Annotated in this window: 12 protein-coding genes and 1 tRNA gene; 7 read left to right on the top strand and 6 right to left on the bottom strand. The window is 43.4% G+C overall.

The window, feature by feature from the left end:
• Positions 1-36 precede the first annotated feature (36 nt).
• Positions 37-1,488, bottom strand: a complete 1,452-nt coding sequence (locus tag Q0590_RS08845; protein WP_302037160.1) for a phytoene desaturase family protein — start codon at positions 1,486-1,488, stop codon at positions 37-39.
• 220 nt (positions 1,489-1,708) lie between these two features.
• Here Q0590_RS08845 and Q0590_RS08840 point away from each other — a divergent pair, with 220 nt between their 5' ends.
• Together Q0590_RS08840 and Q0590_RS08835 are read left to right on the top strand one after the other, a co-directional pair.
• Positions 1,709-2,338, top strand: a complete 630-nt coding sequence (locus Q0590_RS08840; RefSeq protein WP_302037159.1) for a carboxylesterase family protein — start codon at positions 1,709-1,711, stop codon at positions 2,336-2,338.
• Positions 2,339-2,367: 29 nt separating this feature from the next.
• Positions 2,368-2,877 carry a hypothetical protein gene (locus Q0590_RS08835; protein WP_302037158.1) on the top strand — a complete coding sequence of 170 codons (510 nt, stop codon included), beginning with the start codon at positions 2,368-2,370 and terminating at the stop codon, positions 2,875-2,877.
• An 82-nt stretch (positions 2,878-2,959) separates the two neighbouring features.
• On the opposite strand, the gene Q0590_RS08830 is transcribed toward Q0590_RS08835, so the two are convergent.
• A complete protein-coding gene (locus Q0590_RS08830; RefSeq protein ID WP_302037157.1) occupies positions 2,960-3,826 on the bottom strand; it encodes a sigma-70 family RNA polymerase sigma factor in 867 nt (288 codons plus the stop codon).
• A 475-nt stretch (positions 3,827-4,301) separates the two neighbouring features.
• Here Q0590_RS08830 and Q0590_RS08825 point away from each other — a divergent pair, with 475 nt between their 5' ends.
• Positions 4,302-5,900 (top strand): alpha-amylase family glycosyl hydrolase, encoded by a 1,599-nt coding sequence (locus Q0590_RS08825; RefSeq protein ID WP_302037156.1) that lies wholly within the window; start codon positions 4,302-4,304, stop codon positions 5,898-5,900.
• 89 nt (positions 5,901-5,989) lie between these two features.
• On the opposite strand, the gene Q0590_RS08820 is transcribed toward Q0590_RS08825, so the two are convergent.
• Entirely contained in the window at positions 5,990-6,208 is a 219-nt protein-coding gene (locus Q0590_RS08820) for a hypothetical protein (protein WP_302037155.1), read from the bottom strand.
• Positions 6,209-6,393: 185 nt separating this feature from the next.
• Between Q0590_RS08820 and Q0590_RS08815 the strand changes: the two genes are divergently transcribed.
• The gene (locus tag Q0590_RS08815) at positions 6,394-7,263 is read left to right on the top strand and encodes a sterol desaturase family protein (protein ID WP_302037154.1); all 870 of its coding nucleotides are present in this window, start codon (positions 6,394-6,396) and stop codon (positions 7,261-7,263) included.
• 10 nt (positions 7,264-7,273) lie between these two features.
• On the opposite strand, the gene Q0590_RS08810 is transcribed toward Q0590_RS08815, so the two are convergent.
• The 3 genes from Q0590_RS08810 to Q0590_RS08800 form a co-directional block, all read right to left on the bottom strand.
• Entirely contained in the window at positions 7,274-8,377 is a 1,104-nt protein-coding gene (locus Q0590_RS08810) for an AI-2E family transporter (protein WP_302037153.1), read from the bottom strand.
• Positions 8,378-8,503: 126 nt separating this feature from the next.
• On the bottom strand, positions 8,504-9,265 hold the full coding sequence (locus Q0590_RS08805; protein WP_302037152.1) for an MbnP family protein: 762 nt from the start codon (positions 9,263-9,265) through the stop codon (positions 8,504-8,506).
• A gap of 87 nt (positions 9,266-9,352) precedes the next feature.
• Positions 9,353-10,465 carry a cytochrome-c peroxidase gene (locus Q0590_RS08800; protein ID WP_302037151.1) on the bottom strand — a complete coding sequence of 371 codons (1,113 nt, stop codon included), beginning with the start codon at positions 10,463-10,465 and terminating at the stop codon, positions 9,353-9,355.
• 228 nt (positions 10,466-10,693) lie between these two features.
• Between Q0590_RS08800 and Q0590_RS08795 the strand changes: the two genes are divergently transcribed.
• From Q0590_RS08795 to Q0590_RS08785, 3 genes are all read left to right on the top strand, one after another.
• Positions 10,694-10,767, top strand: a tRNA-Arg gene (locus Q0590_RS08795).
• A gap of 365 nt (positions 10,768-11,132) precedes the next feature.
• Positions 11,133-11,675, top strand: a complete 543-nt coding sequence (locus tag Q0590_RS08790) for a hypothetical protein (protein ID WP_302037150.1) — start codon at positions 11,133-11,135, stop codon at positions 11,673-11,675.
• A gap of 136 nt (positions 11,676-11,811) precedes the next feature.
• A complete protein-coding gene (locus Q0590_RS08785; RefSeq protein WP_302037149.1) occupies positions 11,812-12,531 on the top strand; it encodes an SUKH-4 family immunity protein in 720 nt (239 codons plus the stop codon).
• Positions 12,532-12,599: the final 68 nt, after the last annotated feature.

The raw sequence follows: 12,599 nt of genomic DNA, 5'->3' as shown, positions 1-12,599 counted from the left end.
CCTGTCCAATTCCTTTACCGGTAGGTGTAAAAGATTCTATGAAGTTTCTTTCAACCGGATATTAAATACATCCTTTAAGGCCCGTTTAGCTGCATGATAGCCACACATGCCATGCACACCACCGCCCGGAGGCGTAGACGAAGAACAGATGTATAAACCCTTGGCGGAAGTCCGGTAAGGAGAAAGTTTCAGTACTGGCCTTGTAAAAAGCTGGGTAATATCTTGCCGGCCACCGTTAATATCACCTCCGATGTAGTTGCTGTTGTAGCTTTCAAAATCAGCCGTGTTCATCACATGTTTGCCAATAATGCGGTCTTTAAACCCGGGAGCAAAGCGTTCTATCTGGTTTTCAATGATGCTGGTCATATCTTTGGTGGAGCCATTGGGTACGTGGCAATATGCCCATAAGGTATGTTTTCCCTGTGGTGCCCGTGTCGGATCAAATAAGCTTTGCTGGGCTAACAATACATAGGGTTTTTCCGGATGTTTTCCATGGAATATGGCCTGTTCCCCGGCAGCAATCTCTTCCAGGGTATTTCCCAGATGCACTGTGCCGGCTTGCAAACATTCGGCGGCAGTAAAAGGTACGGGGCCATCCAGTGCAAAATCTACTTTGAATACACCCATTCCATACTTGAACCTCTTTAATTGCCTGGTATAGTGCCCGGAAAATTTATGTCCGGCAATCTGCAACAGTTGTTTGGGAGAAATATCAAAGAGCACCGTGTGTGCCGAAGGAAGTTGCTCTAGCCGCTGGACTGGGAAGTTTGTAACAATTTTACCACCAATGGAAGTGAAATAAGAACCCAGGGCATTCGCAATATGTTGCGTTCCACCCTTAGGCAGGGGCCATCCCTTAATATGTCCCATTAACATTAGTACTAAGCCTAAGGCAGAGGTAGCTGTATAGGACAATGGCAAAATGGCATGGGCAGCCATTCCGGCAAACAAACCCTTGGCCAGTTTATGGGAAAATTTCCATTTAGCCAGCAGGGTAGAAGGTAAGATGCCGTACATTCCAAACTGAGCCATCATCAGTGGATTGGAAGGAAAACGCAAAGGGCCAAGCAAGGCAGGAGCCAGGGTAGGCCATATATTGGTCAGTGGCTGCATCAGCTTACGGTAGGCAGCTGCATCTGCTCCCAATGTTCGGGCTGTTGCTTCTACTGATTGGTAAAGCAAAGCTGCCTGCCCGTCATCAAAAGGGTGTGCAGCGGCTACAGGCGGATAAATATATTCCAGGCCATGTTTTTCTAAAGGCAAGGTTTTAAAAAAAGGGGAATCTGCTCCCAGTGGATGTATGGCCGAACAAATATCATGTTTGAAACCTGGCAAGGTCAGTTCGGCTGTGCGCATTCCACCGCCAATGGTTTCCTTAGCCTCAAACAAAATTACCGAAAGGCCGGCTTGCTGTAAGGTAATAGCTGCTGCCAGGCCATTTGGTCCTGAACCTACAACTACGGCATCATACTCGCGTTTCTCTAACAATGGGTTGTAAAATTATGAATGGTGATAAGGAAAAAATACAAGACTGTTCTACTGATGCTAGTTTTAAAGATTACCCTGCTACCGATACTAACCTTTATATGCTCCTAAAAGTTTTGATCAGGCGAAAGTAGCTATTCTTCAGCAAACTAAGAAAGTAATCTTATAACCATTCTGTTACTACTGCGTACTACTCTGTACCGTTACGTTAGTCAAGTAGGATATGCACACTTTTTCTTATCCCTATGCCCTGTATTACCCTCCCGGATTTTCTGATCAGCTCCAGCGAAAATGGCCGTTGATTCTGTTTTTGCATGGTGCCGGAGAAAGAGGCCATGATATGGAAAAAGTAAAAGCCCAAGGATTGCCAGCGTATCTTCAACACAAAGATATACCTTTTCTGGTAGCTTATCCGCAATGCCCCGCCGGGCAATACTGGTCAGTAGAGAAACTAAGCAACTGGCTACAGGAAGTCCTGGAAAAGTTAGATGAGCGGGTAGATGAAAAAAGAATTTACCTCACCGGCATCAGCATGGGCGGATACGGTACCTGGCGTTGGGCCGCAGCTGCCCCTGACAAGTTTGCTGCTATTGCACCTATTTGTGGAGGCGGCGACCCGGCATTAGCCGTTCAAATAAAAGATGTACCGATTTGGGCTTTTCATGGTGAGAAAGATTATATTGTCCCTCTTTCAGAGACTGCAAAAATGGTAGAAGCGGTAGAAAAGCTAGGTGGCCATGTTACCTTCACCAGATATCCGGATGCGGCACACGATTCGTGGACAGAAACGTATCATAATCCTTTGCTTTACGATTGGTTTTTAACTTTCAGCCGGTCATACAACAGAAATTAGTAGTCAACGTGTACCTTAACCAAATATCTATGAATATACCACCCAAAGCGAATCCAGAAAGCGAATCTATTAAGAGAGCTTTTATTACTACAAGTATAGCCCTTTATTTACAGGCATGCCATTTACAACATGAAGAAACAGATAATACCCTTCTTTCTTATCTCATGGCTGCTTCAGATGCCGGATCTACAGGCAGTTCTTCCGGCAATCAGTCAGCAGGAAAAAGTAGCGGCCAGGGAAATGCAGGCAATAGCGGAAAAGACAATGATGATTCTGATGAAGAAACTAACCTGGGAAGCAGTCTTGTAAACAATACTGGCCAAACGGTAGCTGATGGGGAAATTAATGAGGCTGGAAATTCAGCAACGCCCCGCAAAGAAGAGTCTGCTAAACAGGCTGATGAAGAAGTGGCCACTACTTCACCGGGTGGCGCCGGCGATAGCCGGATAATTGGTGGGATAAACCCAGAGGAGGATGAAATAGACTGGGACAATGCCATAGATGAAGGTACCAAAGATGCCGATGCAGCCACCGGATAACAGCGGTTGTAGCTAACAAAAAGCCCAGACAAACCAGTCTGGGCTTTTTGTTAGTGATTCGTATTGCTACACCATATAAACCTTATGAGATAAATGTTTGTAACAACCGGATGCCATTGGTAGCACGTATTTTCTTCAAGGCTCCTTCTTTAATCTGCCTTACCCGTTCTTCGGTCAATTGCAGGGTATCGGCTATGTCTTCCATCGTTTGCGGATAGTCGTATCCAATGCCAAATAATCTCAGCAGAATTTCACGTTCACGGCTGCTTAAGGTAGCTAATACTCTATCCAGTTCAATCCGTAAAGAATCTGTTATGGCCAGTGCAGCATCCGCTGGGGCAGCATCCGGATTATTCATCACATCCAGTAGCGTATTGCCATCTTCCTCTTCAAAGGGAGCATTCAGCGACGATTGTTTAACTACAGCTGTGCTGGCACTTTTTATATCAGATATGTTTACTCCCAGAAATTCAGCCAGTTCTTCATGGGTAGGTTCCCGCTCAAACTTTTGCTCCATTTTTACCAAAGCCTGCTTCAACTTAGACTGATCTTCAAGCCGGTGAGAAGGTATCCGCACAATTCTGGAATGATCGTCTAAAGCCTGCATAATTGACTGGCGAATCCACCACACAGCATAGGAAATAAATTTATAGCCTTTGGTTTCATCAAACAGTTTGGCTGCTTTAATTAAACCCAGATTCCCTTCATTGATTAGATCATTGAGAGGCATTTGCCCCGTGTGGTACTGTTTTGCTACCGATACCACAAAACGCAGGTTGGCTTTTACTAATTTTTCCAGGGCACGTTCATCACCTTGCTTAATCCGCCGTGCCAGGTCGTTTTCCTGTTCACGGGTCAGCAAGCTCATTTTTGCAATTTCATTAAAATATTTTTCAACAGTTGAGCTGTCCCTGTTTGTTATGGATTTTGATATATGTAAATTTTTCATCTTCGTATTTCTAACTAGTTAACACTTAACTTATTCTGTTTGGCTGTTTTACCGGACAACAAACCACTGCCGCTAACTTAATAGAGTCAGCAGTTTTTAGGATTCATCTCCATCTGAGAGAATCGGTTAATTATTTGTACAGCCGGGGATTACTGCTATTCAAGCAGTTAACAGAAGGGAGCCAGCGCAGCTTTTAAAAAATACAATTGCTGATGACTTTCACAGATTATTACAATTTTCTGTGGAAAATAGTTTGCAATACTATTAAAAATATTGGACATCCACAATTGTTTTTTATTCTTACAAACAATAATGACTTCTTTTTTTTATTCGTGCTTTTGATTGTTTGTGCCAGGTCAATTATATGGGAACTTTAACTAGTAAAATCTTTCTTTAAAAAGTACAATAAGTGCTGGAGCAAACTTACCCATATACGAAATACATCTAAGTAAGCCGTAATTCGTATATGGTACACATGAAAAAGAAAACAACTAAACACTGGTGGCAAACTGGCATAATCTATCAGATTTACATACGTTCTTTTAAAGATTCCAACGAAGATGGCATAGGCGACATCAGGGGAGTTATTCAACAACTGGATTATCTTACCTGGCTGGGCATTGATGCCATATGGCTTACGCCATTTTACCCTTCTCCCATGAAAGATTTCGGATATGATATTTCCGATTACAAAGGTATTCATCCGCTATTTGGTGAAATGGGTGATTTTGAGGACCTGGTAAAAGAAGTGCATAAAAGGGACCTGAAATTAATTGTTGATTTTGTGCCCAACCATACTTCGGATGAGCATCCCTGGTTTAAAGAATCCAGGTCTTCCCGCAGCAGTCCTAAGCGCGACTGGTACTATTGGTGCGATGCCAATGAAAAAGGCGGGCCACCCAACAATTGGAAAAGTGTATTTGGAGGCAGCGCCTGGGAGTGGGATTCAACAACCAAGCAATATTATTACCATGCTTTTTTAAAAGAGCAACCAGACTGTAACTGGCGCAACCCGGAGGTACAAAAAGAGATGCAGAAAATTATGCGGTTCTGGATGGATAAAGGGGTAGATGGTTTCCGGGTAGATGTTATGTGGCACATGATGAAAGATGCCCGGTGGCGGAATAATCCACCTAATCCGGATTATAAAAAAGGCATGCCAGAGTTTGATCAGGTGTTACCGCTGTATTCAACCGATCAGCCGGAAGTACATGAAGTTGTGGGCATTATGCGCCGGACCATTGATGAGTATAAAGACAAAGTACTGATCGGCGAAATGTACTTGCCGGTAGAAAATGTGGTAGATTACTATGGGGAAGATAACCAGGGTGCGCATCTGCCAGGTAATTTTCAACTATTGCTTCTACCCTGGGATGCCCGGACGATAGCCCTGGAAATAGATAAATATGAATCATCGCTGCCGCCGGAAGCCTGGCCCAACTGGGTGCTCAGCAACCACGACCGGCCCAGGCTCTACAATAGAATAGGCAAAGAGCAGATTCGCGTTGCAGCTTTGCTGCTGCTTACCTTGCGGGGTACGCCTACCTTATACTATGGAGATGAAATCGGCATGCATAATGTAGAGATTCCTAAAAATGACATACAAGACCCGCAGGGTAAAATGAGTGGCGGACAAAGCCGTGATCCTCAACGTACCCCTATGCAATGGGACAGTTCAGCGAATGCCGGATTCAGTAAAGCCGAGCCCTGGTTACCTATAGCAGATGATTATGCCCAAGTAAATGTAGAAAAACAAAAAGAAGCTACGGAATCGTTGCTACAGTTTTACAAAAAACTACTTGCTCTCCGGAAAAAAGAGCCTGCTTTAAATCAGGGGTTGTATGCACCGGTCCATGCACACGGAAATTTGCTTGCGTATGTCCGCGAGACAGAGAGCCGCCGCTTACTGGTGGTGTTAAATTTGGGTAACAAAAATGCCAGATTTACCCCACAAACTATTGCTGTAAAAGGGGAGGTGCTGCTGAGTACAAATCCGGGCGATGAAGGAAAGAAGATAAAAAACTCAATTTCAATAAAGAAAAACGAAGGGATGATTATCCGGCTGGAGAGCTGAAACTGAAACAAGCCATCATCAATTTGGGCAAAAAATAGACAGATTAACTCAGCCCATCTTTTCCGGATGGGCTGAGTAACAGCAAACAACTACGCTTTGTTTTCAGCCGCCTCCAGGGTATGGGTAATCACCGATTGGATATTTACCACCAGGTCTTGGAGCTGGGTGGAAGGTTGGCTTTTGTTGAGTGCTCTGTTATAGTTCTCTACTAAAATTCCATGTATATATTTGAGGTCAGACAAGGATAATGTGAGTTCAACTGCTTTATCATCATCCAGGGGACCAATAAAAAATGATTCTGCTTTCATAGTCGAAAAGGGTTAGGTTTAAAAGTGTTAAACGGATTTTCCAAAGGTAATCTTTTCATTATGAGAAGTTTTTATTGTACTTATTTACAAATTTTTAGAAGGCTTACCTACATATATACATAACAGACAAACAGATCTTTTTACTATTCAATGCCATAAGTTTATTTACTCACCGACTATACGCTATGAAAAAATATTTGAAAGTTTTCGATTTTATTGGGGCTCCGCTGCTTGCCTGTCTGGCTATTGGCCTTCTGATGGCAGAAACCAGAAAAGAACTCCGTATCCGCAAGGATGACAAAGGAAGGCGTTTACGGGTGAATGCAGGAGTAGCTACCGTTGGCCTCGCGGGCTTACGTCTGGCCTTGGTTCCTGCTATGCTGGCTGCCGGCCGATGGACTGGAAAAAACCGCATTGGCCTAAGTCAGTGGTTACCCTTACCCAGACCACTGAAAGGACTTTTAGCCTTTTTGCTACTCGACTATACCAATTATCTTTGGCATACCCTTAACCACCGGATTCCCTGGCTTTGGCGCTTCCATACTGTACACCACACAGATCTGGATATGGATGTCTCTACTGCCTGGCGGTTTCATGTAGGGGAGGTGTTGCTATCTGTTTTTTTTCGGGGCAGTATGGTTGCCGTGGCAGGAGCCCGAGCACCTATCGTGTTACTCTATGAAGTCCTGTATGAAGGCGCTACTGCTTTCCATCACAGCAACTGGCAATTGCCGGTTGATCTGGAACGGAAGTTAAATAAACTCATTGTAACGCCTCGTATGCATGGCATCCATCACTCCATTGTGCGCAACGAAACAGATAGCAACTATGCCGTAATTTTCACCTTCTGGGACCGGCTGCATCAAACCATCCGCCTGAATGTTCCACAAGCGGAAGTAGATATTGGCGTACCGTCCTACCGGAATCCTGCCGAACAAACCCCAGGTTTTCTTTTGGCATTACCCTTCCGGAAGCAGCGGGATTGGGCCTTGCCTGATGGAACAAAGCCCGAAAGACACCTACTATCCGGAGACAAAACACACCTTGCCGAGTAAAAGCTAACCGTTAAGCATCCTCTTTTTTTCCGAACCACCCTTTAATTTTCTTCAGGGGAGAAGAGCCGGAAGATTCTTCATTCATGCCAACCAGATACCCATACGGGTGAAGAGAAGGAACATGATCAAAGATGATTTTTGCAATTCCCAGAAAAGGGATAAACAATATCATGCCAGGTATGCCCCACAACAGACCGCCAATTACTAAGGCAACAATGACAGCTAATGGACTTAACGCAACATTCCCTCCGACAATATAGGGCTCTATCAGGTATTCGTCCAGCATCTGAATTAAGGCAAGTATTCCAATCAGCGTTAAGGCTGAACTGGCAGACTGCGTAATAAGCACGGTACCAGCTGCAAAAGCACCACCTACCAGGGTGCCAACGTAGGGGACAAAGGTGAACAATGCGGTTAAAATACCTAAGAGAATGGCATTTTTGGCCCCGACAATTAATAAGCCCACCGAGTTGAGTGTGGCCAGAATCAAAATGGCCAGAAACCGTCCGCCTATATATTTGACGGCCACTTTCTGTATCTTGCCCATTACTTCTTTCACTTCTGGCGTATGGTTTTCCCCTCTGATCTTTAAAAAAAATACTTCATACTTCTCCCGGTAATACAGAAAGAAGAAAAAATAGGCAAGGATGAGTACCAGTGTAGTAAGGCCACCTATAGTACCCGATAAAATACTTTTGGCTATGCCCCCTGCGCCGCCACCTTTTCCGGAAGATAAATTCTCTTTAAGCATCGTTTCCTGCTCCTGTGGGGGTATTTTCAGTTGCTGCTGTACCCATTGCTGAAATTTGTCCAGCTGGGTTTGCACCTCCGTCTGAATTTTAGGCAAGTCTTCCTGCAAACCAGCAAACTGCCCGGCAATAATACCAAACATACCTGCAATAAACAGCAGAATGAGCAGGATACAAAGCACAATTGCCAAACCTCTGGGCAAATGCCACTGCTCCAGCTTCTGGCAGACAGGCAACATAAGCATAGCTAAGATAATGGCTAAAGAGAAAGGGACAAGAAATGAACGGGCAAAATAGAGGGCGGTGAAAATAAGGAAACCAAAAAATAACAAACTGTTGATTCTACCTACAGAAACTGCTTTCATGAAAAAATAAGGTAATGGGTTTAGTGCCCTGTACGTATTTTACTGAAATAAGTCTGGATCTGTGAGTTATTCTGAACCATTTGGACAAAGCAGTAGGTAGAAGTAGCCCTTTTGTAGCAGATATGCCTACTTGATATGGACATGATGAAGGCTGAACATACCCGCTGCATAGTTATCAGCAATTTGGTTGGCGTCATCGCCCGGTTGCATTACTGCATTCAAATTATTCAAGTCTATCGTGTATTGCGTATCAAACAAGCGGTTAACATCCGCGCCAATGCCCAGTTCTGTTAATTGATTGCCATTCACCCGGATTTCTCCTGCGGGAGCAGATAAACTAACCCTGCGTAGTGAACTGTTGCCGCCAACATGATAAACAATGGCTCCGGTGGCCTGTGTTGGGGTAGTGAATTTTCCTTCCAGCATAAAAAATTTGTAGCCAGATACCCAGTTCCAGGCCATGTCATTATTTGGATTAAGGTCACCCACCATTTCCGTAGAAAAATTTCGGGCACTGTCCACACCAATAGCAAAAGAAAGGGAAGAATAGGTTGCCGATGGAATATTGGGTAGAGAGATACTCAGACGGGAGTCCAGGCCGGTTTGCTCAATCAGAAAATATCCATCCTCTATTTTTACAGCCGATCCATCCGTTTTAGTTAATTCGATATTGCTTACATAATACTTCAGTTTTTCAACCCGGTATACATTGCCTGCGGCATTGGTAAATGCTTGTTCATTTAACACGAGAGGTTGCCCATTTACTTCATGCAAAAAGGTGAGTACTAATTCGCCAGTGGCAGGTGAGCTATCATCTTTGGAACAAGACGACAAAAATACTAACAGGCCAATGAAGAGAGTAGAAGATAGTTTCTGCAGCAAATTCATATATTTCAGGTAAGAAGTTTAATTAAATTAAAAGTCCAAAATGACACTAACGAAGGTAATTAGAGCGCCTAAAAATAGGCGATATACTTATTTCTGGTTCAGAAAAGGATCAGAAAAACGGGGATCAGAAATAAATGTGCTATCTGTCAGCATATGCAAGAAGGTTATAATATCTTTTTTCTCCTGCTCAGATAAATGAAGTTTTACTGGTTCTCCCGGAACTACCTGCTCATTACTTGCTTCCAGAATAAGCGGATCGATCGTTTCACTGACTTGTATATGGTCGTTGTAGTGATCCAGTACCTCTTCCAGGGTTTGAAACCGGCCATCATGCATATAGGGGGCTGTCAGAGCAATATTGCGTAAAGACGGTGCCCTGAATTTTCCCCGATCAGCTGTTTTGCCGGTAACACCTTCCAGGCCATTATCCTTAACTTGGGTATCAAGACCATTATTATGAAAATTACCCAACGTAGTCAGAAAACCTCCGTGGCAATCGCCGCAGTTACCGCCTCTGATTTTTCCAGCCTGCGGATGGGTCATAAACAAAGTTTCGCCATTGAGTTCCTGGGCAGTTGGCTGATATTGTTTGCTGAGGTATTGATCATATCTGGAGTTGGAGGAAACAAGCGTACGTTCAAACTGGGCTAATGCCTTTGCAATATTCTGGGCTGAAACAATTTCTGATCCGAAAACCTGCTTAAACCTGGCGGGATATACTGGGGAATTCTGCAATTTTGCCACAGCCGCATCCAGCGTCTGATGCATTTCCAAGGGGTCTTGTATTGGCACGAGGGCTTGTTCTTCTAAACTAGTGGCCCGCCCATCCCAGAAAAAGCGTTTGTTCCACACCAAATTTACCAGCGACATGGTGCTTCTTTTTCCAAGAAGTCCTTCCGCTCCCTTACTAAAAGCCTGTCCGTCTGTAAAAGCTTTGCTTTGTTGATGACAGCTGGCACACGAAAGGGTATTATTGGTAGAGAGCATTTTTTCATAGAACAACATTCTGCCCAAGGCTACCCCTTCTTTCGTAAGCGAATTATCAGCTGGCAACTGATAATCGCCAAAATATCTGGGGGTTATTAATTGCAAGGGCCCGGTTTCTTCTGGCTGAATCGTGCTGGGTGTATCATCTTTTGCACACGATAGTAATCCCAGACTTAAAATACATACAAAGAATAGATTGCGGATAATGTTCATTGGGATAAAATACCTGAATGAAAGTTACGGATTTTTCAGGTGAATTTACTAATGAACTTGTGCGGCAAGGTATGTTTGTGCCTGTTTCTTAGATAGAAAGGAGATTTGGCCTAAGTTTAGTAATTTTTAATTAGAAAATTGTTGCGCTATTCGCTACAAAATTATTTATATTTGCAACGCCTTTTTAGACACCCAGCAAGGATGCTCTATAAGCAACTTCCTATATTAGGTTCCGTAGCTCAGCTGGATAGAGCAACTGCCTTCTAAGCAGTAGGTCTTTGGTTCGAATCCAAACGGAATCACGACTAAAACCGCTTAATTTCGCAAATTAGGCGGTTTTCTGTTTTCTAAATTTTGCTGTATCCAATAAACTGAGATTTTTTGGAGATGATTTTTTTAATCTAAAAGGGGTGTTTTTGAGCGTTTCGCTATTAACTTTTAAAAACGGTCATTTTTTCTCCATAAGCATTATCAAACAACTTAGCTTTCTAAAGTTCCTATCCTTTCAATCTCTTGTTGATTTACCATTAACAACTTTTTAGTATTAGTAGTGTTGTGCAACCAGCACACTAACTATTTCGTTCAGCGGGACGCTACAGCGCAAGGCTGATGCTTCGAGCCTCGCCGCCGTATAGTCATGTTCATTAGGCGCAACCGAGAACAAAATATGAAAAATGAATTCGAAATAGTTGTAACAGAACCTTGTTCCCTTAAATGGGAAAATTTGACACCACAAAATGAAGGTAGATTTTGTGGTGCCTGTGATAAGATTGTAATAGACTTCACTAAGATGTCAGATAGGGAACTGTATAACTATTTCAAACGACAACCGGAAAAAGTTTGTGGCAACTTCAATGCAAATCAAACAAACAGAGTAATAACTTCTCATAAAAAGCTAAGTAATAGATTTTGGATATCCGGTATAGCAGCTAGCATGATAGGTTTTTTGATGAGTTTCAGTAGCAAAGCCCAGACAGTAGATACACTAAAAATCAAGCAGAAAATAGAGATAACTCCCATAACGCCTAAATCTATTGTGCTACCGACACCTACTGAAATCACAAAACCTGTTCATACTGATGACTTGATTGGAAATCCACTGCAAGGAAAGCTAGGTGGTGTATGCATCAGAGCGGTAGTAATTGAAGAAAATAAATCGTGGAAAGATTATTTCTATAATCGGATAGAAGATATTTTAAGACACTTTTAGATAAAAACAAAAAACAAAAGAAGGAAGGGTATGCGCCCAACACCGTTCAGCCGGCCGCCGGGCCGCCAACCCGCAATGCAAACGCATGAGGCCACGGTTGGACGGCTGCACTTGATACGTTAGTGACCATAGGAACATGAAAAACAGATTAAGCATCTTGCTTGCTATTCTATTGGGAGCAACTGCCTGTAACCAAAGGAGTCGAGATCACAAGCAAAGCATAGAAGTGATAACTGACCCAAAGAAAGCAATGTTGACACCAGTAGAGTTTAGAAAACAATGGTTGATTGAGCCCAAGGACAGTTTAGTGTCCTATACTGCAGAAGAATTGCAGGCTTCTTTCTTCGGCTTGCCAACCAAGCAGTTTTTGAAGGAAGCAGGCTTACCTGCTTCGGCCCCACCGTTTCTTAGCTTTAATGAAAAATTATACAGCCCGGTACTGCAGAACGTAAAACAGTACTATAAACTGCAAGGAGAGGACTTTGCATCTTACTACGTGATTGGGAGCGAAGGGGGAGGAGATGTGATCTGTATTGATACCAAGAATCAAGACCAGGTTATAATCCTAAGCAGTGATCATATTCACACAGTAGATAACGAAGAGGAGCAGGACTACCATCCCCAATTCGTTCCTGTCATGTTTATGAACTCGAGTATTCACCAGTTAGCCCAGTGCCTGCTCGTGTACCGAAACTTTGTGAGCAGAATCAGAGCTGAGCACAATGGAGAGTCTTTTGTAGAAATCACCCCGTCAGCAGACGCCTTAGCCAAGCTTGCAGAAGAATTAGCGGCAGTAGACCTACAAAGTATTAAAGAAAAAAGCTTTTGGTGGTATCAAATACAGGAACACAAATAGAAAGTACGGTCACTAATCGAGTAGCGAAAGGTAGGGAAAATCCCTACCTCAGCGCTCTCACACCACCC

It is taken from the genome of Rhodocytophaga aerolata, from assembly GCF_030503435.1.
In the GTDB taxonomy this organism is placed as follows: Bacteria; Bacteroidota; Bacteroidia; order Cytophagales; family 172606-1; genus Rhodocytophaga; species Rhodocytophaga aerolata.
This window is presented reverse-complemented; position numbering and strand designations above follow the sequence as displayed.

Coding starts and splice junctions, on each gene's coding strand:
- Q0590_RS08840 (WP_302037159.1), top strand. CDS start 1,709: ATGCACACTTTTTCTTATCCCTATGCCCTGTATTACCCTCCCGGATTT.
- Q0590_RS08835 (WP_302037158.1), top strand. CDS start 2,368: ATGAATATACCACCCAAAGCGAATCCAGAAAGCGAATCTATTAAGAGA.
- Q0590_RS08830 (WP_302037157.1), bottom strand. CDS start 3,826: ATGAAAAATTTACATATATCAAAATCCATAACAAACAGGGACAGCTCA.
- Q0590_RS08825 (WP_302037156.1), top strand. CDS start 4,302: ATGAAAAAGAAAACAACTAAACACTGGTGGCAAACTGGCATAATCTAT.
- Q0590_RS08820 (WP_302037155.1), bottom strand. CDS start 6,208: ATGAAAGCAGAATCATTTTTTATTGGTCCCCTGGATGATGATAAAGCA.
- Q0590_RS08815 (WP_302037154.1), top strand. CDS start 6,394: ATGAAAAAATATTTGAAAGTTTTCGATTTTATTGGGGCTCCGCTGCTT.
- Q0590_RS08810 (WP_302037153.1), bottom strand. CDS start 8,377: ATGAAAGCAGTTTCTGTAGGTAGAATCAACAGTTTGTTATTTTTTGGT.
- Q0590_RS08805 (WP_302037152.1), bottom strand. CDS start 9,265: ATGAATTTGCTGCAGAAACTATCTTCTACTCTCTTCATTGGCCTGTTA.
- Q0590_RS08800 (WP_302037151.1), bottom strand. CDS start 10,465: ATGAACATTATCCGCAATCTATTCTTTGTATGTATTTTAAGTCTGGGA.
- Q0590_RS08790 (WP_302037150.1), top strand. CDS start 11,133: ATGAAAAATGAATTCGAAATAGTTGTAACAGAACCTTGTTCCCTTAAA.
- Q0590_RS08785 (WP_302037149.1), top strand. CDS start 11,812: ATGAAAAACAGATTAAGCATCTTGCTTGCTATTCTATTGGGAGCAACT.